General features: G+C 50.9%; 27 protein-coding genes. 14 read left to right on the forward strand and 13 right to left on the reverse strand.

Annotation, left to right across the window (positions count from 1 at the left end):
* The first annotated feature begins 164 nt into the window (after positions 1-164).
* The 3 genes from ACO0LD_RS26895 to ACO0LD_RS26905 all read left to right on the forward strand — a co-directional run bounded on the left by ACO0LD_RS26895 (position 165) and on the right by ACO0LD_RS26905 (position 1,332).
* A complete protein-coding gene (locus tag ACO0LD_RS26895) occupies positions 165-632 on the forward strand; it encodes a hypothetical protein (protein ID WP_423011750.1) in 468 nt (155 codons plus the stop codon).
* A 136-nt stretch (positions 633-768) separates the two neighbouring features.
* Positions 769-1,029, forward strand: coding sequence for a hypothetical protein (locus ACO0LD_RS26900; protein WP_423011752.1), 261 nt, complete (start codon positions 769-771; stop codon positions 1,027-1,029).
* Positions 1,030-1,044: 15 nt separating this feature from the next.
* The gene (locus tag ACO0LD_RS26905; protein WP_423011754.1) at positions 1,045-1,332 is read left to right on the forward strand and encodes a hypothetical protein; all 288 of its coding nucleotides are present in this window, start codon (positions 1,045-1,047) and stop codon (positions 1,330-1,332) included.
* Positions 1,333-1,344: 12 nt separating this feature from the next.
* Here ACO0LD_RS26905 and ACO0LD_RS26910 read toward each other — a convergent pair whose 3' ends face one another.
* The 4 genes from ACO0LD_RS26910 to ACO0LD_RS26925 form a co-directional block, all read right to left on the reverse strand.
* On the reverse strand, positions 1,345-1,707 hold the full coding sequence (locus tag ACO0LD_RS26910; RefSeq protein ID WP_423011756.1) for a hypothetical protein: 363 nt from the start codon (positions 1,705-1,707) through the stop codon (positions 1,345-1,347).
* A 4-nt stretch (positions 1,708-1,711) separates the two neighbouring features.
* Positions 1,712-2,836 (reverse strand): DegT/DnrJ/EryC1/StrS family aminotransferase, encoded by a 1,125-nt coding sequence (locus tag ACO0LD_RS26915; protein ID WP_423011758.1) that lies wholly within the window; start codon positions 2,834-2,836, stop codon positions 1,712-1,714.
* Positions 2,837-2,913: 77 nt separating this feature from the next.
* Complete coding sequence (locus ACO0LD_RS26920; protein WP_423011760.1) at positions 2,914-4,092, reverse strand: MFS transporter; 1,179 nt, start codon at positions 4,090-4,092, stop codon at positions 2,914-2,916.
* Between the two features lie 178 nt (positions 4,093-4,270).
* Complete coding sequence (locus tag ACO0LD_RS26925; protein WP_423011762.1) at positions 4,271-5,059, reverse strand: substrate-binding periplasmic protein; 789 nt, start codon at positions 5,057-5,059, stop codon at positions 4,271-4,273.
* 187 nt (positions 5,060-5,246) lie between these two features.
* Between ACO0LD_RS26925 and ACO0LD_RS26930 the strand changes: the two genes are divergently transcribed.
* On the forward strand, positions 5,247-7,964 hold the full coding sequence (locus tag ACO0LD_RS26930) for a TonB-dependent receptor plug domain-containing protein (protein ID WP_423011764.1): 2,718 nt from the start codon (positions 5,247-5,249) through the stop codon (positions 7,962-7,964).
* A gap of 85 nt (positions 7,965-8,049) precedes the next feature.
* On the opposite strand, the gene ACO0LD_RS26935 is transcribed toward ACO0LD_RS26930, so the two are convergent.
* The 5 genes from ACO0LD_RS26935 to ACO0LD_RS26955 all read right to left on the reverse strand — a co-directional run bounded on the left by ACO0LD_RS26935 (position 8,050) and on the right by ACO0LD_RS26955 (position 11,047).
* Positions 8,050-8,493 carry a thioesterase family protein gene (locus ACO0LD_RS26935; protein WP_423011802.1) on the reverse strand — a complete coding sequence of 148 codons (444 nt, stop codon included), beginning with the start codon at positions 8,491-8,493 and terminating at the stop codon, positions 8,050-8,052.
* A 71-nt stretch (positions 8,494-8,564) separates the two neighbouring features.
* Positions 8,565-9,269, reverse strand: a complete 705-nt coding sequence (locus tag ACO0LD_RS26940; RefSeq protein ID WP_423011766.1) for a hypothetical protein — start codon at positions 9,267-9,269, stop codon at positions 8,565-8,567.
* 308 nt (positions 9,270-9,577) lie between these two features.
* Positions 9,578-9,952: a nuclear transport factor 2 family protein gene (locus ACO0LD_RS26945; protein WP_423011768.1), complete on the reverse strand. Its 375-nt coding sequence runs from the start codon at positions 9,950-9,952 to the stop codon at positions 9,578-9,580.
* Between the two features lie 16 nt (positions 9,953-9,968).
* The gene (locus ACO0LD_RS26950; RefSeq protein ID WP_423011770.1) at positions 9,969-10,577 is read right to left on the reverse strand and encodes a transglutaminase-like domain-containing protein; all 609 of its coding nucleotides are present in this window, start codon (positions 10,575-10,577) and stop codon (positions 9,969-9,971) included.
* A gap of 56 nt (positions 10,578-10,633) precedes the next feature.
* On the reverse strand, positions 10,634-11,047 hold the full coding sequence (locus ACO0LD_RS26955) for a GNAT family N-acetyltransferase (protein WP_423011772.1): 414 nt from the start codon (positions 11,045-11,047) through the stop codon (positions 10,634-10,636).
* Between the two features lie 630 nt (positions 11,048-11,677).
* Here ACO0LD_RS26955 and corA point away from each other — a divergent pair.
* The 3 genes from corA (at position 11,678) to ACO0LD_RS26970 (ending at position 13,927) form a co-directional block, all read left to right on the forward strand.
* Entirely contained in the window at positions 11,678-12,646 is a 969-nt protein-coding gene (corA, locus tag ACO0LD_RS26960) for a magnesium/cobalt transporter CorA (protein WP_162043097.1), read from the forward strand.
* An 18-nt stretch (positions 12,647-12,664) separates the two neighbouring features.
* On the forward strand, positions 12,665-13,060 hold the full coding sequence (locus ACO0LD_RS26965; RefSeq protein ID WP_423011774.1) for a VOC family protein: 396 nt from the start codon (positions 12,665-12,667) through the stop codon (positions 13,058-13,060).
* 456 nt (positions 13,061-13,516) lie between these two features.
* Complete coding sequence (locus ACO0LD_RS26970; RefSeq protein WP_423011776.1) at positions 13,517-13,927, forward strand: VOC family protein; 411 nt, start codon at positions 13,517-13,519, stop codon at positions 13,925-13,927.
* Positions 13,928-13,930: 3 nt separating this feature from the next.
* Here ACO0LD_RS26970 and ACO0LD_RS26975 read toward each other — a convergent pair whose 3' ends face one another.
* Both ACO0LD_RS26975 and ACO0LD_RS26980 read right to left on the reverse strand, forming a co-directional pair.
* Positions 13,931-15,112: a DUF4272 domain-containing protein gene (locus ACO0LD_RS26975; protein ID WP_423011778.1), complete on the reverse strand. Its 1,182-nt coding sequence runs from the start codon at positions 15,110-15,112 to the stop codon at positions 13,931-13,933.
* A gap of 234 nt (positions 15,113-15,346) precedes the next feature.
* Positions 15,347-16,081 (reverse strand): substrate-binding periplasmic protein, encoded by a 735-nt coding sequence (locus tag ACO0LD_RS26980; protein WP_423011780.1) that lies wholly within the window; start codon positions 16,079-16,081, stop codon positions 15,347-15,349.
* A 379-nt stretch (positions 16,082-16,460) separates the two neighbouring features.
* Here ACO0LD_RS26980 and ACO0LD_RS26985 point away from each other — a divergent pair, with 379 nt between their 5' ends.
* Both ACO0LD_RS26985 and ACO0LD_RS26990 read left to right on the forward strand, forming a co-directional pair.
* Positions 16,461-17,444 (forward strand): YHYH protein, encoded by a 984-nt coding sequence (locus ACO0LD_RS26985; protein ID WP_423011782.1) that lies wholly within the window; start codon positions 16,461-16,463, stop codon positions 17,442-17,444.
* Between the two features lie 103 nt (positions 17,445-17,547).
* On the forward strand, positions 17,548-18,210 hold the full coding sequence (locus ACO0LD_RS26990; RefSeq protein ID WP_423011784.1) for an SCO family protein: 663 nt from the start codon (positions 17,548-17,550) through the stop codon (positions 18,208-18,210).
* 88 nt (positions 18,211-18,298) lie between these two features.
* On the opposite strand, the gene ACO0LD_RS26995 is transcribed toward ACO0LD_RS26990, so the two are convergent.
* The gene (locus ACO0LD_RS26995; RefSeq protein ID WP_423011786.1) at positions 18,299-18,550 is read right to left on the reverse strand and encodes a hypothetical protein; all 252 of its coding nucleotides are present in this window, start codon (positions 18,548-18,550) and stop codon (positions 18,299-18,301) included.
* Between the two features lie 321 nt (positions 18,551-18,871).
* Between ACO0LD_RS26995 and ACO0LD_RS27000 the strand changes: the two genes are divergently transcribed.
* Positions 18,872-19,888 (forward strand): SPFH domain-containing protein, encoded by a 1,017-nt coding sequence (locus ACO0LD_RS27000; protein ID WP_423011788.1) that lies wholly within the window; start codon positions 18,872-18,874, stop codon positions 19,886-19,888.
* Between the two features lie 15 nt (positions 19,889-19,903).
* Positions 19,904-20,890 (forward strand): sugar kinase, encoded by a 987-nt coding sequence (locus ACO0LD_RS27005; RefSeq protein ID WP_423011790.1) that lies wholly within the window; start codon positions 19,904-19,906, stop codon positions 20,888-20,890.
* 78 nt (positions 20,891-20,968) lie between these two features.
* On the opposite strand, the gene ACO0LD_RS27010 is transcribed toward ACO0LD_RS27005, so the two are convergent.
* Complete coding sequence (locus ACO0LD_RS27010) at positions 20,969-21,673, reverse strand: hypothetical protein (protein ID WP_423011792.1); 705 nt, start codon at positions 21,671-21,673, stop codon at positions 20,969-20,971.
* Between the two features lie 195 nt (positions 21,674-21,868).
* Between ACO0LD_RS27010 and ACO0LD_RS27015 the strand changes: the two genes are divergently transcribed.
* From ACO0LD_RS27015 to ACO0LD_RS27025, 3 genes are all read left to right on the forward strand, one after another.
* Complete coding sequence (locus ACO0LD_RS27015) at positions 21,869-22,789, forward strand: ADP-ribosylglycohydrolase family protein (RefSeq protein ID WP_423011794.1); 921 nt, start codon at positions 21,869-21,871, stop codon at positions 22,787-22,789.
* Between the two features lie 32 nt (positions 22,790-22,821).
* Entirely contained in the window at positions 22,822-23,769 is a 948-nt protein-coding gene (locus ACO0LD_RS27020; protein ID WP_423011796.1) for an ADP-ribosylglycohydrolase family protein, read from the forward strand.
* A 126-nt stretch (positions 23,770-23,895) separates the two neighbouring features.
* On the forward strand, positions 23,896-24,942 hold the full coding sequence (locus ACO0LD_RS27025) for an ADP-ribosylglycohydrolase family protein (RefSeq protein WP_423011798.1): 1,047 nt from the start codon (positions 23,896-23,898) through the stop codon (positions 24,940-24,942).
* The last annotated feature ends 177 nt before the right edge of the window (positions 24,943-25,119 follow it).

Here is a 25,119-nt window from a genome sequence, read left to right on the forward strand (position 1 = left end):
GTCCAGATCATCGCAATACTTCTGACGTAGGGCCCATTGCAATGCGCCGCATGTTTGCCTGATCAACAGCTAACCCTCATTTCACGATCTCATGCGGCGTATTACAATACGCCCTACGATATTCAAATAGCTGAATTAAGTAGCATCCCCGGCCCCATCGCAAAATGCCCATCGCTGAATTCAAAAAAATTGTTCCGAAATCAGAACACCACAAACTCATGCAGTGGTGGGATGCGCTGGGAATAGTTTTGCAAGCAGAACTAGGGGACTTTTATCGCCAAGGGGATGCCGTCACCACCTGGGTGCACAACATCAATACTGAACTTGCCAAACGTGAAGAGCGTCACATGGAAGCGCAAGAGATCATCAATCTGGATGGTTATGACTTCCCCAACCAGGACTATTACGAGAACCTGATAGGCAACGATATCTATCTATGCCTGCGCGGCCCGACCTTCCATATATGCAAGGCGCACCCAGAACTGCGATTAATGTTATTGCTTGGCATACTTCCCAAAAAATTTAACTGTTATATTGGCAAAAACGATTGTGCGATGACTGCAAATCTACATTGTAATAGCAATGGATATTGGGCATTACAATGCCATCAGACTAAAGCAAAGCGAATATAGTAGGCATAATATATCCCGCAACATTTGTGCTGATAATCAGTTTATTTTTATTTCGAGGCCTCATGCATCATATTAAAATGCATTCTACAGAAATAGTGCGGATAAACTATGTGGCTACGATTCACCAAAGGAAATCATGAAGTTTCAGGATATAGATACCGGAGATAAATTGGTTCAGTTTCTTGAGAACTGGACAGCTTTTGATGGCGATGGTTACGGTTACGACATCAATGGTTTACTCTCGGTCCTGCGTGCTTGTCTGAGAAATCTCAGCAAACATTCCATAGAAGCAGATTTTGACGAACTGGAAGATGTATTTGATGAGCCTGAAATTCAAATTTTAATAAAACTGCTCAACGGTACAAAGCGAGGCAGTTTTGACTGCAATACAAATTAGATCAATAAATTAACGATGAATCCATGGCCATTTAGCGACCCGCCAAATATAGCGGTTATCGCGAACAAGAACTTCTTCACAGGTGACAACTGGATTGCCTATGTCTCGCACGATGAGGATGATGGTGGCTGGCAATTCCATGGGCCAGAATCCCATCCTTCCGAGTCTGATATGGTCTTAGTCAGCCTGGCAAGCATAGCGGAACATGATCCCAATGTTTGTGCTTTGGCGGACTTGCCATTGGGCTGGCGTGCATGGAGAGATACAAAAGAATCAATTTGGCAGCGAGCACCTGCAAGTTAAGGGACTATAAATTTACAGCGGAAAATCATCCAAGTAGGCTCGCAAATCGTCAAGGAAAAATCCTGGTGCACCAAGAGCGAGCCAATTTTCAAATTCAACCGGATGAGCGAACCATAGTTTCCCATTAATTTCTGTTAATGGTGAAACCGCGTTACCAAACCTTGACAAAAAATCCAAATGGAATGAGGCGTAATTCCATGCAAGTAATTCCGCATCACTCATGGGCGGATATGGATCAGCTCCACTATATTTTGAAATATTGCCCATCAGTTCATACAAGGCAATGTATCGTTCAGACTTCATCATTTGACGCAACAACGCTATTTTGATGGAGTCGTCAGAGTCAGGTACAGCCTGGTTTTCGCTAAATTGCATTCCATCACCCCAGCAACACCCTTTTCACCACCCCACAAATTTCATCCACATCCCTCACCGTCAAACCCACATGCAAAGGCAAGGTGACGGTTTCGCGGGCGATCCGTTCTGCATTGGGGAACATACCCTCGCCATAGCCAAAACTCTTGCCCACGGTAGTCGTGTGACAGGCTTCATAGGAGACACCTGTACCTATGCCTGCATCATGTAGCGCAGCGCGGAAGCTGTTGCGGGTGTGGCCGAAGTTTTCGTAAGGGATGAGAACACAAAACATATTCCAGGTCTGGTCGGGCTGGCCCTGGGGTGGGAGCACCATACCGGGGATTTGCGGGAAGCTGGCGAAGTAACGTTCTGCCAGAATCTGGCGCTGGGCCATGAAGTCGTCGAACTGGGCCAGCTGGTGCAAGCCTATTACCGCTGATACGTCCGACATATTGAACTTGCCGCTGGCCTCTACCACGTCGCGGGTCTGGTCTGGCAGTTTGGCGATGCCATGGAAGCGCAATACATCTACCCGCTGTGCTTCTGCCTCATCGTTGACGACGATGGCACCACCTTCTATCGTCGTCATGTTTTTGTTTGGATGGAAGCTGAAGATGGCGATGTCACCAAATGAACCTACGGGCTTGCCTTGCCATTTCGAGCCTTGCACCAGCGCGGCATCTTCTATCACGCGCAGTTGATATTTTTTTGCCAGTGCATACAGCGCATCCATATCACCGAGCGCACCGGGGAAATGGGTAGGCATGATGGCCTTGGTTCTGGGCGTAATGGCAGCTTCGACCTGGGCCAGGTCTATGGCACGGGTGACCAGGTCACAGTCAACAAATACGGGCTTGGCACCGCATTTGGCGATCATGTTCATGGCGGAGAAAAAGCTTTGTGCGGAGGTGATGACTTCATCGCCTTCACCTATATCACACAAGGCCAGTGCCACTTCCATAGCACCTGTGGCCGAGGTCAGCAGCCTGGTTGGGCGATGACCAAAAGTTTTTGACAGTGCCTGTTCCAGTTCGCTGACCTTGGGGCCAGTGGCAATCCAGTTGGAACGCAGCACATCGGCCACGGCCTGTATGCTGGCTTCTGATAATTGTGGCTGGGCGAATTTATGATAGGCAGATGAAGTCATGGAAAAAGGCCGATGCTAAAAAATGAAGCGCTATTGTAGCTGAAGATTTTCGGGGACGGCTTTACAGGTCAAACCAGTCAAGCTGCCTGTCCAGAAAACAGCTTGAGTCTGGCACTGGCAGCCACCAGCAACATGGCAATACCCAGACCTGCAAACGCCATGTTCAGGCTGATTGCATGTGCGACAAAACCTATCAGGGCCGGACCAGCCAGCACGCCTGCATAACCTATGGTGGTGATGGCACCGATGGCCAGGCTGGCAGGCATGGCATTTTGCTTGCCAGCGGCGCTGAACAATATAGGCACGATATTCGATGCACCTATGCCGATCAAAATAAAACCAAAAATGGCAACAACAGGCGATGTCGCCAACACAGCGGCAAAAAAACCTGTCGCCGCACACACGCCACCCGCCAGCATGACGAGCTTGCTGCCCAGACGCTGCACCACGCGGTCACCCGTCAGGCGGCCCAGGGTCATGGCGATGGAGAATGCGGCATAACCTATGCCGCCCTGCCCGGCTTCCAACCCGCGGCCAGCGGTCAACAACAAGGCTCCCCAATCAAGCAAGGCACCTTCCGCCAAAAAGACCACAAAACACAGGACACCGATAAAAATCACGGCACCGTGGGGAATAACAAATTGCGGGCCATCACGGTCAGATGCATCTGGTTCATGCAATAAGCCTGGGCTGGCAATCCCCAGCATCAGCGCAACCAGCAGGCCAAGGCAGATACTGGCGGCCAGTGTATGCATGCCCAGCCACAGCAACAAGGCCATGGTACCCGCGCCAAGAAAACCACCAGCACTGAACATGCCATGAAAGCCTGACATCAGTGCAGCCCCGCTGCTTCTTTCAACAATCACCGCGTGTATATTCATGGCAACGTCCAGCGTGCCGACTGACGCACCGAACAGGAATAATGTCAGGCCAAACAGCAAGGGGCTGCTCACGACTGCCAGGCAAGGCAGGATCACGCAAGTCAGCGCACCTGCCGTCAAAATCACCAGACGGCAACCAAAACGAGCCGACAACATGCCTGTCATGGGCATCGCGCACAAAGAGCCACCGCCAAGGCAGAGCAAGAGCAAACCCAGGGCAGCCTCATCCAAGCCCAGCCTGTCTTTGGCATAGGGCACCAGCGGTGCCCAGGCAGAGACAACCAGGCCAGCCGCCAGAAAAGCCAGGCGAGTGGACAGGCGTTGTGCGGAATCTGTTTTATTGACGGGGATTACTGTGCTTTGATTTTCAGACATGCGATTGATGAAATGGCTTGGATGCTTACCGCTTTTTTTAAAAACAGTGAAGAGATTGTTTAATGATGAAAACGTATCTTACCGCATGCAATACACATCTGTAGGGTGCGCCATGCGCACCGTTTTTAATCCAAAAAAACATAAAACATCGGTGCGCACGGCGCACCCTACTCTGCGTTCAAGGTTCGGGCCTTGTCCATTTCTTTTCTATGGTGCCGTACACACCGTTCACCCTGATCTGGTGCAAGCCCTGGTCAAGCGCATTGGCATAGCGAGTGGATTCCGGTCGGCGTTTTGAGAAGCTGACGTACAAGTTATCTTCCACCAGAATGCCGACCTGTTGAATTTTTCCTTTGAATTCTTCTGTATGGGTACTCGTCAGATAATCAGCAATGCGGGTATAAATCAGGGAGTAATCAGAGCGCCCAAGCAAAAGTTTGCGCAAGTTGGACAAATCATTGGGTGCAGATTCGCGGGTGATGCGGGTATCGTTCTCAAACGCCGTGCCATAGGTATAACCGTGGGTCACGCCTATGACATATTTGTGCAGTTCCTGGACATTGATCTTGCTGACCCTGGATTGCGGGCTGTCTGTCCGGGCATAGATGCCGACACTGGCTTTGAAAATGGCTTCTTTGTGGAACAGAAAATCCGGCTCCAGCTTGGCGTCTTTCAGGCTGTCAAAACAACCGAGTTCCTGCCCGCTCTGCACCAGCATCAGGCAGCGCGAATAGGGCGTGGCAATGAATTTCACATCGATATTGACGGCAGCATAGGCAGCCTTGATGACATCAACGGCAAAGCCACGGTTTTGCCCATCCTTGACTGCCGAATACGGGTACCAGCTATCTTCACCGACAAGCGTGATGGTCTCGGCCTGGCTGCAAGCGCTGCCAAGAAAACTGCAGCAGCACAGCAAGACACTGATGAATCTGGACAGGAGTTTTTTTGAAGAAGCTGCGCGCATGCTGATTTGGATGATGACGAGACCACTTGCCAGAGTGTGCCATACATTCTCTATAGAGATGCTGATTTAAGTCGCACATCCAGCGTCAATACCAATCATGCTATGCATGTTGATATACGTATATATTCGTTTTCTTATAAATATATTCTTGATATTTTTCGGTCTTCGTTCATTTGTGAGAAGACCCATGCACCATAAAACCCATCCCCGCAAGCTCGCATTCCGACCTGCTCTCAAGCCAGTTGCAGCTTGTCTTCTGGCGCTTTTTTATAGCCAGACTTATACCAGTGCCGCCTTTGCCCAGACGGCAGAAAGCAAATCAGAATCTGTCGTCATCACTGGCTCACGCATACCACGTGCCAGCCTTGAAGGGCCAGCGGCAGTGACCATCATCACCTCAGAAGAAATCACCAGGCAGGGCTACAAGAATGTCTATGATGCGATCAATAACTCGGTACAAAACTCTGGCTTTACCCAGGGCGAAGACTTCGGCAATACATTCACGCCTTCAGCCAATACTATCAGCCTGCGCGGTCTGGGTCCTAACCATACATTGATACTGCTGGATGGCAGACGCATGGCTGATTTCCCCATCGCTTATGAGGGCACGGTCAATTTTACCAATCTGGCGAATATCCCATCAAACATCGTAGAACGCATAGAGATCCTGAATGGTGGCGCGTCGGCAATTTATGGTTCAGATGCGATTGCCGGCGTGGTCAACATCATCCTGAAAAAACAAAGCCAGGGTTACAACCTGAATGTCAAACTGGGTGATACTGATAGAGGTGGTGGTAGCAACAAGCGCGTGCAATTCTCTGGCACCGCCAATGTCGATCAGTTGCGCAGCCTGTTCAGCCTGGAATACAGCGAACGTGAACCGCTACGCGCGACCCAGCGTGATTTCATGGCGAGCCGCAGCACACCCAGTGCAACGCTATACCGCAAGGATATCAAGTCTGGCAAATACCTGGACCTGGGTGATGCCTGTAGCCAGCTCAGCGATTTTTTTGAAGGCACGCAGATCAGCTATAAAACCAGCAAGGGCAGCTATTGCGCCAGCCCCCGCCTGAGCCCCATGCACTGGACAGTGCAAACCAAGAACCAGAGCCTGAATTTTTTCTCCAGCAGCAACCTGGACCTGAATGCAGACACCACCCTGTTTGCCGATATCCTGTTGGGCAAGAACAAGACAGAAAACGATACCCGCTCGCCAAGCTGGGTATCATCTTCGACCAACCAGAGCTATTTCTGGAACAAGAACAACAATGCCTATGAAGCCTGGAGCAAAGTATTCGCGCCTGAAGAAATCAATGGTGTGAACCGTTTCAACCGCCTGTGGGATGACCAGTCTGCCGGCATCAATCTGGGTATCAAAGGTGTCATCCCTGGCACACAATGGAATTATGAAGCAGCTTATAGCGCTTCTGCTTACCGCAGCGAGAACGTGGCACCGCGCACGCTGGCCAATATAGACCCGTTTTTCCTGGGACCCAAGCTGGGCCTGGACGCCGCAGGCATCGCCATCTATGCGCCTGACCCAAAACGCCTGACGCAAAGACTGACACCTGCAGAATTTGACCAGATCACCTCGGCATCACGCAGCTCTGACAGTTCACGCACCCAGACACTGAGCCTGGCAGTCAATACAGAGCTGTGGAAACTGCCCGCAGGCACAGTCAAAACCGCAGGTATTGCCGAGATAGGCCGCCAGAGTTTTGATAATCTGCCTGATCCAAAAATCAATCAGGGTGTGTTCAATACTGTCACCAAATCAGATGATGTGCGAGGCTCACGCCAGCGTTATGCACTGGGCGCAGAAGTATATGTACCACTGCTCAAGGAAGTCACCGCCAGTCTGGCTGGCCGCTACGATGATTATCACTTCGCTGGCCGCAAGGATGGCAAGCTGACCTATAACGGTGGCCTCGAAATTCGCCCGACCTCTGAACTTTTATTGCGCGCCAATTACGCCACCAGCTTCCGCGCGCCGGACATGAACTATATCTTCAAGGCACGTGGCACAGGTTATTATTCCAGCACCACCGACTATTACCGTTGCAAGGCTGAAGGCCAGGAACTCAAGGATTGCGACTACGCGAATTATTCACCAGGTGCCAACTATGTGCAGTTTGGCAGCCCTGACCTGAAGTCAGAAAAAGGTAAATCCTTTGGCCTGGGTGTGGTCTGGTCACCCAGCAACCAGTTTGATGTCTCGCTTGATTACTGGAATATCAAGATCAGCGACATGGTGGTCAACCTGAGTGCTGACCAGCTCTTGCGCGATGAAGCTGACTGCCGCACCGGCAAACGCGATATAGGTTCCAGCCTGTGTGCTGACACCATCAACCGCATCAAGCGTTATCCAAAAGATGCGCTGAGCCATGCGGGTGAGATACAGGAGATCTGGGTCAACCCCATCAATGCAGCTTACCAGGCTACCAGTGGCATCGACATCAGCGGCAAATATCAGTTAAAAACCAGCGGCTATGGCAGCTTCAGCATCAAGGCCAATTACAGCAAGACCCTGAGCAAAAAATCCAAGCAGTTTGAAGGCGATGCCCTGTACGACGACCTGGCCGATCTTGGCAACAGCGACTGGCGCGACAAGCTCATCACCAGCGTCAACTGGGCAAAAGGGGATTTTTCAAATACCCTGACAATCACACGCTATGGCAAGATACCAAATGGCTCTGGTCAGTATTACCTGTCACCTATCGGTATCGCCAACTGGAGCACGGTCTATCAGGCAGACAAAAACCTGACAGTATCCGTCATCGTCAACAATGTCTTTAACAAGATCAAGTATGACTATAGCGGTGGCTGGCCGAATTACCCGGTTGGTTCATTCAGCCCGGTTGGCCGTCAGGGCTGGGTGGAAGTGAATTACAAGTTTGGTGCCTGATGATATGAATCTCCTCTCCCTTCACGGGAGAGGTCGGGTGAGGGATGGGTTTCAGCTGACCAATCGAAACATCAACTACCCCTCATCAATCCAGAAAATTCACCCGTGCAAACTTGACCCTGAAATCTTCCGGCATTTCCACTACACGCCCGGCACGATAATCAAAAAATACAAAACCTGATTTCGCCATGGCGATAGCAGTCTGGTCAGCAGGCCGGGTAATACGGAAGGTAATGTCCCCACCGTATTTATTAAAGTCCATGACACCCACTTCAAACAATAACTGGTCTCGCGCATGGGCTTCAGCCCTGTAGGTGGTTGCCAGGTCAGTCACGATGATGCCGCTGCCGCCAGCAGCAGTTTCGCGTATGCCAAAGTCATATAGGAAACGTGCCCGTGCTTCAGATATCATCGAGATCATTGAGTCATTACCGAGGTGGTTTGCACCATTGATGTCGGTCACCCTGACAGTCAACTGGGTAGTGAAATAATATTGGTCTTCAGGGAAATGCAGTTGCAGGCGGGCCATGATAAACAAGAAAACGCAGTAAAGACCGTATTTTACCGCGTCTGCTCCAGATCCTATCCCTGGTTTATGCCTCAGCCCGCCAGAAAATCAGTCACAGCCTGCCACTGCGGAATGTGAGGCAATACAATAAAGCTCAATTGCTGGAGAATCATGATACCCAATACCATCCAAAACGGTGTCTTGTATTTGCCCAGACGCAGATCATGGGCGATAAGGCCAAGCAAGATGATGTCAGTCAAAAAATAGCCCGCATGAAAAGACGCCGGGAATGAATTGATGCCAGGAATAAAATTACCAAAAATCCTGGCAGCAGCAGGAGGAAAAGCCAGCAACGCCGTGCATGCCATCCAGCGTGAATGCAGTGCACGAGTGCGGCGGTAATGGATGGCAAGGCAATATGCAGTCGCAAAACCCATCATTGTCGTGATATCAACAAAAGCCAGACGACTGCCAAATGCCTTTGAGAAGCCATTTTTGCTAGACAACATCACTTGCATAATGAGGATGCCAGAGATGATGAACAAAGGCGCAATCACCATCGACAGCTTGCCTATCGTGCGGTGTATGTCCAGCCGCCTGTGGGTGGCTAGCCAGCTTTGCAAGACCAGCATGAGCATCCAGACGGTAGCGACCATGCCGTGGAAATGGTGCTTGAAATCAAGCTGCGCCAGGCGGCCAAAATAGGATGGATAAAACCCTATGAGCACCAGCAAGAACAATGCTGCGAAATAAACCGGCGACCTGGAATTATTGCTATTACTGATGGCTGCTTGCATGAGGCTGTACTCTTTCATTGAAAAAATAAGACAGGCAAAAACAATGCGATACCAACTATTTTCTTTCCAAAAATTGAGTATGAAGAAGAGGTAATTAGCTTAAAAATTAAGCAAAAACATCGCACCTACGAACAGTAGTTTAGAATACATTAGCTGTCAATTAATTAAGTGGATTCTGCGTATGCGAATGCCTGCCCAAAGCAGCACAGTGGTATTGTGCAGGCGTGTCCAAGTGTGTTTTTGCAACACGGGTTTCGGGAATTTAAATAGTGAATGAATAGAGAATATATAGGGCGTGTTGACCTGGCTCAGGCGTCCAGTTTTTTTTCACCCAAAGCCACGGAAGCGCTTTGTATCAGCCCATTTTTTATTTCATAGATCGCAATCATTTCCATGCGGCCTGTGCCTTCAGGAAAGGTGCGCGTCACTTCTTCATGGTCGATGACGATGTGACCTATCACCTCGCGGCGTATCAGCCTGGCATGCAGATTGGGTTCGGCAAAGCGCGCAGCCATGCGCGGGCGGATATCAGCATGGCCGGTAGCCAGCAATTTACCGGGGAATTCAAACTGTTGCGCGTCAACAGCATAGGTCTTGAGTATGGCCTCGACATCGCGGGCATTATAGGCATCGAGCTGGGCCTGGACTACGGTTTCAGGTGTTGCGTCAGTAGTAGTTGTCATGGTTTTAGTCAGTCTTTTAAAGTAAATGCGCCAGGCTGGCAGGTGCAGGGTCTGCGCTCAAGTCACCGTCAGGCAAATTGGCAATCACTGCTTCTACCGTGGACTGCTTCAACAATGACTCCAGCACTGCTGCATGCGGTTCTGCCCAGATACCGGCAAAGTCTTGTTCGCCAGGTGTTTTAATGGCAAAAGCCAGTTGTTCTTTTGGCGGGCAAAATTCTGCATTCACACCCGGCTTGTTGCCACGCGGGTCCAGCCGGTACCAGCCATGCTCAGGCAAATAAACAGCGTTCAAACCATGCAGGCAAAATGGCGGTTCTGTGCCGATGGTCAAGCGCTGGTAACACAGGCCAGCGGGAATACCATTGGCACGCAACAAGGCAGCCAGCAAATGGCTCTTGGCATAGCAATAACCAGTACCATGTGCCAGCACATCAGATGCCTTGCAGGTCACAGGATTCTGACGGTAATCCCAGCTATGCTTGATCTGGTCACGCACAAAATGAAAACAGCGTCGCGTGACTTCCGCCTGATCACCACCGGCAGCTGCCAGTTCTTGTGCTTGCGCCAGAACGGCGGGATGTTGCCAGTCTATGTAGGTGCTGCTTGCCAGGAATTCTTGCATGCCTGTTTCCGTGAAATGGGTTATGAAATGGGTTCTAAAATGGGTTTTGAATTGCGTCAGATTTTATAAGCCATGCCCACCGAGGCGGGCGCCGTATGTTTGAAACCAAATTGCGCATACAGGTCTTGCGCCGGGCCATCAGCAATGAGGCTGACGTAGGCCGATTCAGGCGCATTTTGCTGCAGGTAGTGCGTGATCTCGCGCATGATCATCTTGCCCAGGCCCTTGCCCTGATGTTCTGGCAAGACCGCGATATCAACGACATGATATGAAGTGCCACCATCGCCAACGACACGCCCCATGCCTACGACCAGCTCACCCTGCATGATTTGCACGGCAAACAGGCTGGCAGGAAGACCACGTGCTGCTGCTTCGGCGGTCTTGGTGCTTAAACCGGATGCCTGGCGCAGGTGGCAGTAGGTGGCAATGTCGGGGATAGCGGCAACTGCCTGGTAAGTGTTTGTGCTCATGCTGTTCTTCAGATTAACCATTGCGTTAAAAAGGCAGAGAAATTTATCACAGATAGACAAGGAATGTGTACCAGCATGCAACCGCACGCCCTGCATAAGGGCAGCTTGGGAAACAGGCAGACTGTTTTTCAGACTGTCACTCAGATTTTTACGCAGACTGTCACTCAGATTTTTGCGCAGACTGTTACTTATAGCAGCGATAGTTGAATGCTACGAACGCCACTAGATTCCAGCCTGCGCTGGAATGACATTGCGATGATAGTGAGTGATCAAATTTCACGGCTAAGATCAAGCCGCAAACTCAACGTCGTCATTCCAGCGCAGGCTAGAATCCATCTGCGCAAGATCCGTAGCGTGGAATAATCTGGTATTTTCAGAATGTGCCGTACGCACTAAGGCCCTGCCTCTGAATTGATGTGGATATATGGATACGAGCTGATACGAGCTGATACGAGCTTTGCGCCGCCTTCTTGAAAAACATAAATCGCCCGTTAATCAGGAAAAGTTAAACAAAAGACAGGCTAAGCACCCTCAAAAACCTTAATAAAATTCTTCCTCAACCTGCCCACAGCTATAAAACAGGTTTACAATCCAGCCAAACCAAAGACTTTGCTTTCCTGGAATTTGCCTATGATTAATGTCTTCGTCTTGCACAATGGCCGCCTGAGCCAGATCAACGTGGAAAACCGCGCTGATCTTGAAAATACCCTGCCTATCTGGGTCGACCTGACTGACCCCAATGAAGAAGAGCGCGAATGGGTAAAGAGTATCTATGGCGTGACCCTGCCAGGGGAAGACGAGGTCAAGGATATCGAGGCATCGGCCCGTTATTACGAAGCCGATAATGGTGACCTGCATCTGCGCACCGATTTTCTGATCGACGATGACGATGAACCGGCACGCACGGTGACGGTCGCCTTCATCCTGGCGCGTGATATTTTATTCTCGGTCCATACCATCGATTTACCAGTGTTCCGCCTGGTACGCATGCGCGCGCGTTCGCGTCCCGGCTCTATCGCTGACTACAAGGATGTGCTGCTCGACCTGTATGCGACAGACGCCGAGTATTCTGCCGATGCGCTCGAAGGCATCTATCAAAACCTGGAAGACGTCAGCCGCAGCGTGCTGCAAAAAAACTTCAGCGATCAGGATGCTGCTGCCGCGCTGAATTCGATTGCAGTAGAAGAAGATTTGAATGGCCGCATACGCCGCAACATGATGGACACCCGCCGCGCTGTCAGCTTCTTGATGCGCGGACGTTTGCTCAATGCTGATCAGTTTGAAGAAGCACGCCAGATTTTGCGTGATATAGAATCACTGGATGGTCATACTTCCTTCCTGTTCGACAAAATCAACTTTTTGATGGATGCGACCGTCGGTTTCATCAACATCAACCAGAATAAGATCATCAAGATTTTCTCGGTCGCCAGCGTGGCCTTCTTGCCGCCCACCCTCATCGCCAGTATCTATGGCATGAACTTCAAGGGCTGGTTCCCTGAACTGGACTGGCAACTGGGTTACCCATTTGCACTGGCATTGATGCTGGCTTCGGCGATCACGCCGTTCTGGTATTTCCGCCGTCGCGGCTGGCTCAAATAAAAACTGATAGGGAATCTCATGCCTGCAATTGCACTGGGTCATTACAACCTGCGCGGTGACCGCGCCACGCTGGAAAAACTCAGGGATTTTTATATCCGCTATGTGGGGCTGACAGAGGGCCCACGCCCGCTGAAGAGCTTTGGCTTTTGGTTATATGCCGGTAGCCGCGATGTCTTGCACCTGTCAGAAAACCGCCCTGACGAAAGCCGCCAGACAGAATTAAAAACCGGCTTCGACCATGTCGCCTTTGCGTGTACCGATTTGCCTGTCATGCTGGCAAGATTGCAGGCTGATGGTATCGTTTATCGCCAAGCCACGGTGGAAGCATCGGCGGGCTTTGCGACCCAGCATCAGGTTTTTTTCAGTGACCCTGAAGGCAATGGCATAGAACTTAATTTTTCTGGAAATGCTTGAGTTGATTTCTTTGCCTGTTTGATCAACAAGCTATCATGGGAATATATGTCCGTAGGGCGCATTGTAATGTGCCGCATGTATCAGACGAACACCACACAGATATTTCCTCTGGACCTGTAGTAATTCTTCAGCATTTCAAGACCACTCAACACAGAGGCACAGAGACACAGAGTAAGCACAGAGAGATATACCTGAGAGGCATTTGAATGCATGGGAACAGTGAAAGTTGCACATTCATTAGAGCCTCAGTGCCATCTCTGTGTCTCAGTGTCTCTGTGGTGAGACCTTTGGTCTTTTTTTAAATTCACATATAAATGACTTGCAGGCTGCCTCGTGCTCACCGCTTTTGTTTCTATGCTGATTGCAAAGACGATGCGCGCTCAAAAAAACGCCATCAGCACAGTCCATCAAACAAGTTTAAGATAAGCAAATTATCACTTCCAAATCATCTTAGCCATGTTCAAGATACGCGAAATCGATCATCTGGTGCTCAGGGTGAAAGACCTGGACAGCATGCTGCATTTTTATTGTGATGTGTTGGGTTGCCCAATTGAGCGCAGGCAGGAAGAAATTGGTTTGACACAGCTGCGTGCAGGCAGGTCGCTGATAGACCTGATCACGGTAACGGGCAAGCTGGGTCGCATGGGTGGTGCTGCGCCAGGCAAGGAAGGCCGTAATCTTGACCACCTGTGCCTGCGTGTTGAGCCCTTTGATCTCACTGACATACAAGCCCATCTGCAAGCCCATGGCGTGACCGTTGGTGAAGTCGGCCAGCGTTATGGTGCCGAGGGTGAAGGCTTATCGATCTACATCAATGACCCGGAAGGCAATGTAGTGGAATTGAAAGGCCCGCCGGATAGTGCATAAAGATCAGGTTGGTGTATCCACCTCATCCCAGGCAGCATTCTCAAAATTCACCAGCCAGTTCAGGGCATAGTGCCGTTCGTAGATGACACCGGCATCCAGGTTCAGCGGCAGCGTGCCTTCTTTCATCCGGGTCTGGCGCACCAGCCAGTGCAGGCGGTAATGCAGGTCCAGGGCATCCAGTAGCTGGCTGGCCGGGCGTGTTTTCGCCTTGCTCATCGCAGCTTCAAAATCCAGGTTCATCATCGTGCGCGCTGTCAGTGGCACGTCGCAGATAGCATCGGCAAAGGGCAATTCATCCTGTAAACCCAGCACCCATTCGAGCACATACAGGGATTCATAACGCCAGGCAAATTGCGGCAAGATGTCTTCTGCCGGTTCATCCGTCTCCAGGAATTCACGCTCATTTGGTGAAAGCCAGGCATGCACTTGCGGGAAACGCTCGGTCAATTCGTGCGCAGGAATTGGCTGGTGTGTCGCCACTGATTCTGCGCGCAAAGCCACGATGTATAGAGCCAGCGCTCGCCCCAGTATCTCGGTTGCCGGGCGCAATTGCAGTTCAGCCTCGCTAACCAGCGGCGGCAGGTGCGATGGCAGTTCAATGCCCATTTCTGCCAGCAAAGTATCTGTGCGCGCCTTTCTTTGCCATGCCAGGGCGGGATAAGGGATAGTTGCCCCGGTTTCTATACCGCCATCTGTAGCCGCCAACAAGACATAACCATGCGTGTCACGGATATCGCCATCGGGCATGAAGGCTATCGCATTCGCCACCACTGCCCAGTCAGAAAATGCATCCAGCTGGCTCTCATCTATCCACAAACTGAGATGCTGCTGCACACGCTGGATATGCCGCATCACATGATAACGCTGATGCGTCATTTGCCCATCACCACGATTGAGTACATAGCCAATAAAACCTTGCAAATGCCCATGCAGTTCCGGGTCGCTCATATCACGCTGGTTATTGAGTTTATGCGGAAAATTCAGAGGCGGTAATTGCGCACATGTGCAATAGGCATTAACGAGTATGCTGCTGGCAGCATTGATATCAATTTCTGATGCAACTGAATCTGCCACTGATACCACGGTATTTGCAGTAACTGCCGCAGGAATTGTTGCAGATGCAGGGACATCCGTCGCCGCATTAGCAGGTTTTCCGGAAATTAAATTCTTTAAAATTTTCAGCATGATGCAGTCAGAAATTGGGGGTGGATTGCTGAGCCAGGGATAGCGTTTGATGAGTTGACGCCATCATTGCGCAGCATGAAAGGCGGTAGGATACGAGCAATGCAAAAACTGTGGGGGTGCTTTTACATGTAGAAACAGAATTGGAAACAAGCAATAGTCAAGATGGCAGATTGCAACCCGGAGCGATCAAGAGTCGCTCAACAATCACGGCAAGCATCCTGGCTGTGCAACAGATCAATGACCTCCCTCAACTCTGTACACTTCCATAGGCGCGGCTTCGCCGGGCAACCACTTCTGGTGTATCTTTTGAAAGCTGCCATCTCTCTTCATTTGCCGTAATGCGTTTTCCCACAGGGTGATGGTCGCAGCCGGGGTTTTCAAGGAAAAGGCCAGATACAATTCCAGACTATCCAGCACCATGACTTCTTCAACATCAGCAGCGCTACGTCCACTCTCTTGCAGGATTGAATTCACAGCCAGGCTGCCCTCTACCCATAAATCAAAGCGATAGGCAAACAACATCCTGGATGAATTCAGCGGCGAATCAGCCTGTGCCAGATTGATGAAACCCTTCTTTTTTGCAGTGTCTGCAAAGATACTGCCGCGATAAGCACCGACCGGCAGTTTGTAGATGTCGGCATCCAGCGCTCTCAATCTTGCAGCCTCGCCTTTGCGGGTATAGACCGAGGTTTTGGAGATCGCAATTGGCCCCAGCATATGCATGAGTTTTTCACGTTCCGGTGAACGGCCAAGGCTGAACAGCAGCACGTTTTCATCTTCCAGCACGGCCTTGTAGCCGCGCGCCCAGGGTACCAGTTGTATGCTGTCTTTGTTGCCAGTAAAGGTTTGCATGGCCTTGACGATATCTACCGCCATACCGTCAATGCCGGTCCTGGTCTTGAAGTTCATCGGCGGCCAGTCTTCAGTATAGATACTCAGTTTTTGCGCTTGCGCTGGACGGGTAAACATAAGCAAGATGCTGAGCAACATCAGCATGCATAGTTGCCGCAAGAAAATAAGCAGGCTAGATAAAGATGAGCTGGCGAAAGTAAGCATATTTCCCCTGAAGCAAGACGTGCCACGCATGAACATAGCTGAATAGTACGCCCGTGCCTGATGATGGAAAATGCGGATGTAGCGTTTTCAGGATTCAGGAAACGATGTTTTACTTTATTTTTTAATCAAATTGCATGATTTTAGAAAAAGCGTGCTCTACGACGCATTATTCTGCCAACCCGCTTTGCGTAAACGAAACACACAACTCTTCATATTTCCTCCATATTCAGACAGCAAGATGCATCATCGACAAAGACAATGACCAGCGTTGCAAAGCGATGGCAAGAAAAAAATGAAGCAACTCAACATGATAACCATGCTGATTACCTGCCTTGCCATCGGCCTTGCTGCCTGCGGCGGCAGTTCTGGTGGCGCAACAGCAACGACCAGTGCCACGAACACAGTAACAACTGGAACAACGACGGGTACTACGGCCGGTACGACTACAGGAAGTACAAGTGCCACTGCAACAATCAGCGGCACCGTTGATGCCAGCAAATTGCCGATAGGCGACGGCAAGTTCACCCGCACCACTCCTGCTGTTGGTTACGTCTATGCCTGCTATACCGCGGGCACGGGTGGTGCCAGTACTAAGGGACCATGGTTTAATGCCGATGGCATGACCTGGAATTCGCTCAGCAAGATCAGCGTACAGGGTGCGGTTAGCTGGGTCTCGAATTTTATGGTGACCGTGGGTAGTTCCCTTGGTATTACCGGTAATGGACTGCCGCCTAACCCTACCGGCACTTTCCCCATCGCCAGCACTGATCCAGCCTATGTCTATGACCGTAACCCCAACAGCATCAGTCAGGCCAATATCGCCTGGGGCTTGCCAGCCAGCCCTGTCGTCGCTGCACAGCCCACCTGTACCAGCCTCGGCGCAATTGGCGTACTGCTGGATGGCGTGCGCCTCTACAATGCTGACGATGGCGGATACCGCGATGCCGTCGCCTGGGAAATCCAGGATGCCTGCCAGGGCCACCCTGAACGCACGGGCCAATATCACCATCACAACATCACTTCCTGCCTGACGCAAAAAGATACCCCGGGTCAGCACTCGCCGCTGGTCGGTTACATCGCTGACGGCTTTGGCATCTATGGCAACCAGGGCGAAAACGGCAAGGCCCTGGCCAATGCCGACCTCGACGAATGCCACGGACATACCCACGCTGTGGAGCGCAACGGTGTCATGGTCACGCAATATCACTACCATCAGACCAGGGAATTTCCATACACAATTGGTTGCTACAAGGGGACGCCAGCGACTGTACATTAGTACTGGGCAGGTGAACCAGAGGCAGGGGAATATCTTGAGCTTGCTGGTAATTGCGCACACCGGGAATTAAAGACCGTACAAAATTTATTCAGCCTTATTCAACATGTCCATCCTTAAATCCCTGCTCTTGTCCATGCTCACCTTCATGACCACCATCCTGACCCTGGGCTGGCTGACAGGTGCATTCGCTGCACCACAAAATGCCCTCAACAACGACAAACTACCCTACTACTATCAACAAGACCTGCAAGCACATTGGGACACCTGGGCATCCATGCAGCGCATTGCAAAGTTCGAACTCATCAACCAGCATGCACAAGAAGTCGATCACAGCCTGCTGCGCGGCAAAACCAGTTTTGTCGGTTTCTTTTATGCAGGCTGCGTGACACTCTGCCCGATCTCCCTCGAAGTCATGCGTGAACTGCAAACACAAATCAGGCAGAAATCCATCGCAACGCCCCAGTTCATTTTACTGACTGTCACCCCGGACCAGGACGATGCCAAGACCATGGCCGCCTATGCGCAAAAACTGAAACTGCCTGCCGACTGGAGCATGCTGACAGGTGAGTCCAGGCAAATGCAAAAACTCACCACCAGTCTGATGACTGACATCAGCGCCCGCGCCAGCAATGGCGAACCCCTGCACGGCCAGCGCGCCTTCCTCATCGATGCAAAGGCTCGCATACGGGGCATCTATGATGCGTCATCAATGCTGGAAATGCGGCGCATGGTGGGGGACTATGAGAGATTGACGCTTGAAGAGTAACAAACATTATTGTTCTTACCGTTAAGCGTCCTGGAATTAATTCACGCTGCTGGTCCAAATGCTTATGCCGCATCTGTCTGACCCCGCTTTATAGAATCCCTAAGCAATCAATCGTTACACAAAACGAATGACCGGAATAATACGCTGCATCTTCATCTTCTTTGGTATCGCCAAATCCCATCCAGAAATAGCCGTATTTGTCGATATCAGTAACTGTCGTCGTTTTGCCAATGTATGAAATGATCTCCCTCTTTTCTTCTTCCGGCAAATCATGGATGAGCCAATCTGGCACACCCAGCAATCTGACCTCATCGCCGATCTTGATTGTTTTTGCATTCATTCCTGTCCTTTTTTTCATAGTCTAACCGAGAAAATGTTAACCAGTTTCTCCGGCCAGTAGGGTGCGCCGTGCGCACCAGATGTGCCAAACCGGTATCAATATTGCCAAAACGTGGTGCGCACGGCACACCCTAGCAGTACTTGGATGTGCGATCGTAGAATCGTCTTGCATTCCATCTTAGTTAAAATAAAAAACTAACTTAGTTGTATTTTATATTTAAGTAGACTATCCTGTATTCAAGCAGAGAAAAAAATCATGCCGTCATCAAAATAAACGAGCCAAAACACCTCGGCGCACCTGAAGACAAGAAAAGGAATAGCCATGTTCAGCATCAAATTCATCAAATTCCAGCCAACTACCTATGTGCTGCAATTCAAGAACGGCCACGTCAGGCGTGAGGGTGCGGGGCTGGCTTTCTTTTACTATGCCCCTACTACCTCCATGCTGGCGATACCCATGGTGAGTACAGATACACCATTTATCTTTGAAGAAAACACGGCTGATTTCCAGACTGTCACTGTGCAGGGTCAGGTCACCTATCGCATCAGTGACCCGCAAAAAGTCGGTGCCTTGCTCAACTTCGCCATCAACCCGGTCACCCAGCAATACATCTCGGATGATCCGCAAAAGCTCTCGCAACGCATCGTCAATCTGGTCAAGGTATTGACCCGCAAAGGCTTGCAAAGCCTGGCCCTGCGCGACGCCCTGAAAGCGGCTGATACGCTGGGTTCTGCGGTGACCATGGCAGTGCGCGACAGCAAGGAATTGCAGGCACTGGGGGTGGAGTTGCTGGGTCTGAGTTTTCTGGCACTCAAGCCCACACCAGAAGCAGCCAAGGCATTGGAAGCGCAGGCGCGCGAGCAAATTCTCAAATGTGCTGATGATGCCATCTATGAACGTCGCAATGCTGCCGTTGAACAAGAGCGCCGCATACGCGAAAATGAATTGAATACCGAGATCGCCGTCGAAAGCAAAAAGCGTCAGATACGCGAAACCCAGATGGAAGCTGAAAAAAGCATACAACAAAAAGAAAGCGAACTTAAACTCGCCCAGATGCAGGCCAAAATCGCCGAAGAAAACCAGCAAACCACGCTCGTCAAACTGTCCACGGAAAATGCCAGGGCAGAAGCCGACAGCCGCGCCTATGCCGCACAAACCCTGATGAATGCCTATAACGGCGTTGATCCCAAAGTCTTGCAGGCCCTGTCCATGGGCAATATGCAATCCGGCCAGTTGATCGCCCTCGCCTTCCAGGAACTGGCAGAAAAAGCAGGCTCCATAGGCCAGTTGAATATCACGCCAGACTTGTTGCGTGAATTGATGAACCAGCCTGGATAAAACGGGGGAAATCATATGAGCAACATCGCTAACAGTATCAGCACCTCAACGCGCCTGACAGAAAACAAGATCATCCTGATCACCCGCAAGACCCGCCTGGAGGAACTCATCGTCAAGTACAACACCGTCGGCCAGGCGCGCTTTTATATAGAACATCTGGGCGGTGACTTTGCCGCCTACCAGGCTGAGCATGACAATTACATGGCCTGCGTCAGTGCCACAGAAAACAGCCTGCTACGGCTGGCACGTTTGCAAAAGATAGAACGCAGCTTCTTGCCGAACATGATCTTTGGGCGCGACGATATCGTCATCGCCCTGGGGCAGGACGGCCTGGTCGTCAACACCATGAAGTATCTGGATGGCCAGCGCCTCATCGGCGTCAACCCTGACGTGCAACGCTGGGATGGCGTGTTGTTGCCATTCCAGGTCAGGGACTTGCCCAGTATCGTCCCCGAGGTGCTGCAACAGCGCCGCCCGGTGCGCGAAGTAACCATGGCCATGGCCAGGCTGAATAACGGCCAGACCATGCTGGGCGTGAACGATATTTTCATCGGCCCCAAAACCCATATCTCGGCCAGCTATACCATACAACTGCAAGACCGCCAGGAGCGGCAATCATCCAGCGGCATCATCATCTCCACCGGCCTGGGTTCTACAGGCTGGATGAAGAGCATACTGGCAGGTGCAGCGGCCATGCACGAAGGAATTGATGATCCGCGTCTGAAGATATACGACATCGCCTTGGAGCCGCAGGCAAGCACGACAGACTGGGATGCCCGCGAGCTGATGTTCGCCGTGCGCGAACCCTTTCCCAGCAAAACCTCATCTGCAACTTTAGTCCGTGGTCAAATCCAGGAAGACAGCAAGCTGCAAGTCACATCCCTGATGCCGGAACATGGCGTCATCTTCAGCGATGGCATAGAAGCGGATTATCTGGAATTTAATGCGGGCCTGACAGCAGAGATAGGTATAGCGGACAGGCGTGGATATCTGGTGGTGTAGATGAGCACGATGCGCCATGCGCATCAATTTCCATGCCGCACCTACAACGCATTTGCACATTGGTGCGCACGGCGCACCCTACAAAATCTGTGCAGATTTCTCCAGCGCGCCTACGGCCAGTTGATTCTTGGTCAGCTTGATTAATTCATCTGAAGGCTCTTCGTCAGACATCATTTCAAACATGGCTTTCAGATTACCAAACAAAGCGGCGATGGTAAAAATCGGCCCCCAGGGTATCCCCCACCAACCAATAAAAAAACTGACCAGGAAGCCGCCACGATTCTCTTTTCTGCCGCAGGGAACACAACAAAGACGTGTCTTGGTTTCCTGGTTGCTCATGATGATGATGGAAGTTGCTATATATGAATAACGCACCTCTACAGGAGTCGCCATGCTGGCGCAAACCGGGCAAACACCGGAACGAATTTTCCTCGCTGCCTGCAATATTGTAGCCTCAGTCAGGTCAACCGCTACCTCGGCTATCCTTGCCTGATGCCAGCATTTTTTGGAACAAAAGCGCTGACCTTCGTTCAGGACGGGATTGCTCTTCGCCAGGTTGCCGCAATAATCGCACTCGTTTGTCCCTCGCGCCATCCTGTACTGCGCCTTATGCATCTCCTTGCTGACTCTGTTAATGTCAGTCACGGACATGCCACGTGCAGCAAGAATATCCCTGATCGCCTCTTTGGCATTATCGACCAGGTCTTCACTGGAAAGCTTGACTAACAACTCCTCGGAGGCCACTTCAGAAAACTGTTCGATAAAAAATTGTTTTGGGTACATAGGGAAGACAAGAGTGAAATAGTGAAGCTGCAAACAAGACAAATCAATTTGCGTTTTAGCGTTGAGATTATAACTTTCGATCTCTTTTATCCGAAATAAAACTAAGATAGTTGCAATTAGTAACTAACAAGTTTATTATCTGTTGAACGCACTACTTCCATCAAGTGTTGAGAGTGCCAACAATGGAACGATTTTATGAGCATCACATTAGAACAACGCTATCTCGGCGCACTGGCTGGTCTCGCCTGCGGTGATGCTGTCGGCACCACGGTAGAATTCTCGGCCCGTGGCAGCTTTACACCAGTCACTGACATGACAGGCAAAGGCCCCTTTGGCTTGCTGCCTGGCGAATGGACAGACGACACCTCAATGGCATTGTGCCTGGCAGAAAGCCTGTTGACGAAGGGTGGCTTCGACGCCAAAGACCAGTTGGGGCGTTACCTGAACTGGTGGAAATGGGGTTACCTGAGTTCTACCGGCATCTGCTTTGACATTGGCAATACCGTACGTGCAGCCTTGTCGCGTTATGCCAGCAGCGGTGAGCCTTACTGTGGAGTAGACGACCCCAGCACGGCTGGCAATGGCTCGCTGATGCGGCTTGCCCCGGTCGTGATGTTTGCTTACCCGGATATGCCAGCAGCCATCCACTACGGCGGCGAAAGCTCGCGCACCACCCACGCCGCGCCAGAAGCCATACAAAGCTGCCAGTTGCTGGCGGCGATGCTGTGCAAGCTGTTTGCTGGTTGCGACAAGGCAGATTTATTTTCGGCATTGCCATTCACACCGACCGAGCCAAAAATCATCGCTCTCGGCAAGACTGATTTCATCAATAAAGACAGTTCACAAATACGCGGCAGCGGCTATTCGGTTGAATCCCTCGAAGCATCGCTATGGTGTTTCATGCACACGGACAGTTTTGAAAGCGCCATCCTCACCGCCACCAACCTGGGTGACGATGCCGACACCACTGCCGCCATCACGGGGCAAATTGCGGGTGCCTATTACGGTGTAGATGGCATACCTGAAAAATGGCTGGCACGCCTCGCCATGCGCGAAGAAATATTGCGCATGGCGCGGGAGTTGTATCAGCGGTTTGGTAGCAGACAGCTTGCGTGAGGCCAAAGCAAATATACGAATGATATGTCGATATGAATAAACCAACCCAACAAGAACGCCTGGCAGGTGGACTGATCGGTCTACTGGTTGGCGATGCTCTGGGCGTGCCTTATGAATTTCATGATCCATCAGCAATACCGGTAGCAGAACTCATAGAGTTTCAGCCACCTTCCGGTTTTGCACGATCACATCATCTCGTACCGCCGGGAACATGGTCCGACGATGGCGCACAGGCACTTTGCTTGTTGGCCTCGCTATTGGAATGCGGACAATTTGACGCCGAGGATTTTGGCAAGCGTCTGGTTCGCTGGTACGACGAAGGCTATATGGCGGTTGACAGCGTCGTGTTTGATGTTGGTATCACTACTGGGAAGGCAATTCGTGCGCTACGCAAGAATGTGCCCGCTTTGGGAGCCGGGGCAACCGATGTGCATGAAAATGGCAATGGCTCGCTGATGCGTGTTTTGCCGTTAGTCTTGTTTCATCGTGGCCCAGATACAGATTTGGTCAGGATCGCGCAATTACAATCACGGGTAACACATGCCCATCTGCGTTCACAGGTATGTTGTGCGCTGTACTGTCTGTGGGCGCGTCGTATTCTTAACGATGCTGCTGATCCCTGGAATGATGCTGTACTGACTTTGCGATCCATCTATGCAAATAGCCCACAAGAACTCGAAGAATTGGAATGGTCGATACGGCCAGATGAGCCTCCCATAGGTCATGGTTCAGGTTATGTCGTGGATTGCCTGCGGTCGGCGCGCATGACTCTTGAAGCTGGATGCTACGAATCCGTCGTCCGGGCTGCCATCCTGCTCGGCAATGATACCGACACAACGGCATGCGTAGCGGGTGGCATCGCTGGCATTCGTGATGGCATTTCTGCGATACCTGAGCGCTGGAAGAGTATGTTGCGTGGCCAGGACATCATCGCACCATTATTGAAGCGCATGCTGGAATATCATAAAGCGCGCATATGAAAAAAGTCTTGCCCATTGAGTGTTGCATTGCAATGCGCTCTACCATTTCATATAGCTTGATACTGCATACTAGAACTCATCTCATAAATAGGATGAGATGAGTTCTAATAAATGGAGATAAACATATTGCCTACTTCAACATCTGATGCAATCGCGGGCTGCCTGATGGGCGGCGCAGTCGGCGATGCCATGGGCTTGCCGTTTGAAGGCCTATCGCCACGCAGGATAGCGCGTTTGCGTAAAGGGTCACTACGATATCGTTTCTTCTTTGCTCATGGCATGATCAGTGATGATACTGATCATGCGATCTTTGTGACGCAGGCACTGATCAAGAGCAAGGGAGATGTCAGTAAATTCAAAAAAAGCCTGGCATGGCGGTTACGGCTTTGGTTGATATGCCTGCCTGCAGGCGTGGGGTTTGCTACCCTGCGCAGCATTATCAAGCTGTGGCTGGGATTTACCAATAGCGGAGTATACTCGGCTGGCAACGGCCCCAGCATGCGCAGTGCCATGATCGGTGCCATACTCTCAAATGACGCTTCAGCACGCCACGCCCATGTACAGGCATCTACCCTGCTTACGCACACTGACCCCAAGGCTTTTACTGGTGCACTGGCGATTGCCGAAATCGCAGCACGATTGGTCAATTGCAAATGGCAAACCAGGCCGCCGCTGGATGAATTGATTAACATGCTGAACAGTTTGTCAGACGACACTGAATGGCAAGCTGCCGTTAAAGGCATACAAGAAGCCTGTCTTGCATCTGACCAGACACTGGTTGCGCAACAACATTTTGGCGGCAAGCATGGTATCTCGGGCTACACCATGCACACGGTCCCATTCTCCATCATTGCTTGGTATCAGAATTTTGGTAGCTATCAAAACACGATAGACTTCGTGGTAAATGCTGGCGGCGATGTAGATAGCGTGGCTGCTATTGCAGGAGCTTTGGCAGGCGCCAGTGTAGGGCCGTCTGGCATACCGCAAGAGTGGCGTAATGGTTTGATGGACTGGCCACACAGCCGCAAGTACTTGCAGGCATTGGCTCGCAGGGTGATTGATCCTGAAATAAGAGCTGGGCTACATTTCTCTTTGTGGCTATTCCCGCGCAATATTATTTTTACGGTGATTGTTTTATTGCACGGATTCAGGCGGTTATTGCCGCCGTACTAGCTGATTTCCTTGAGCCAAGCTTCCAATGTGCTTCAACAGAAATTCACCTTGGGAATCTCTGATTAAGTATCCGAGTATTGATTTAGAAACGTTAATATAAGCCTATTCTCATTGAATCCCGAATGCCATGAAACAGACAACTTTTGCCGAAGGTGGCTTTGAACGCTACGCCAAGAC

It is taken from the genome of Undibacterium sp. Ji83W (assembly GCF_049340385.1).
In the GTDB taxonomy this organism is placed as follows: Bacteria; Pseudomonadota; Gammaproteobacteria; order Burkholderiales; family Burkholderiaceae_D; genus Undibacterium.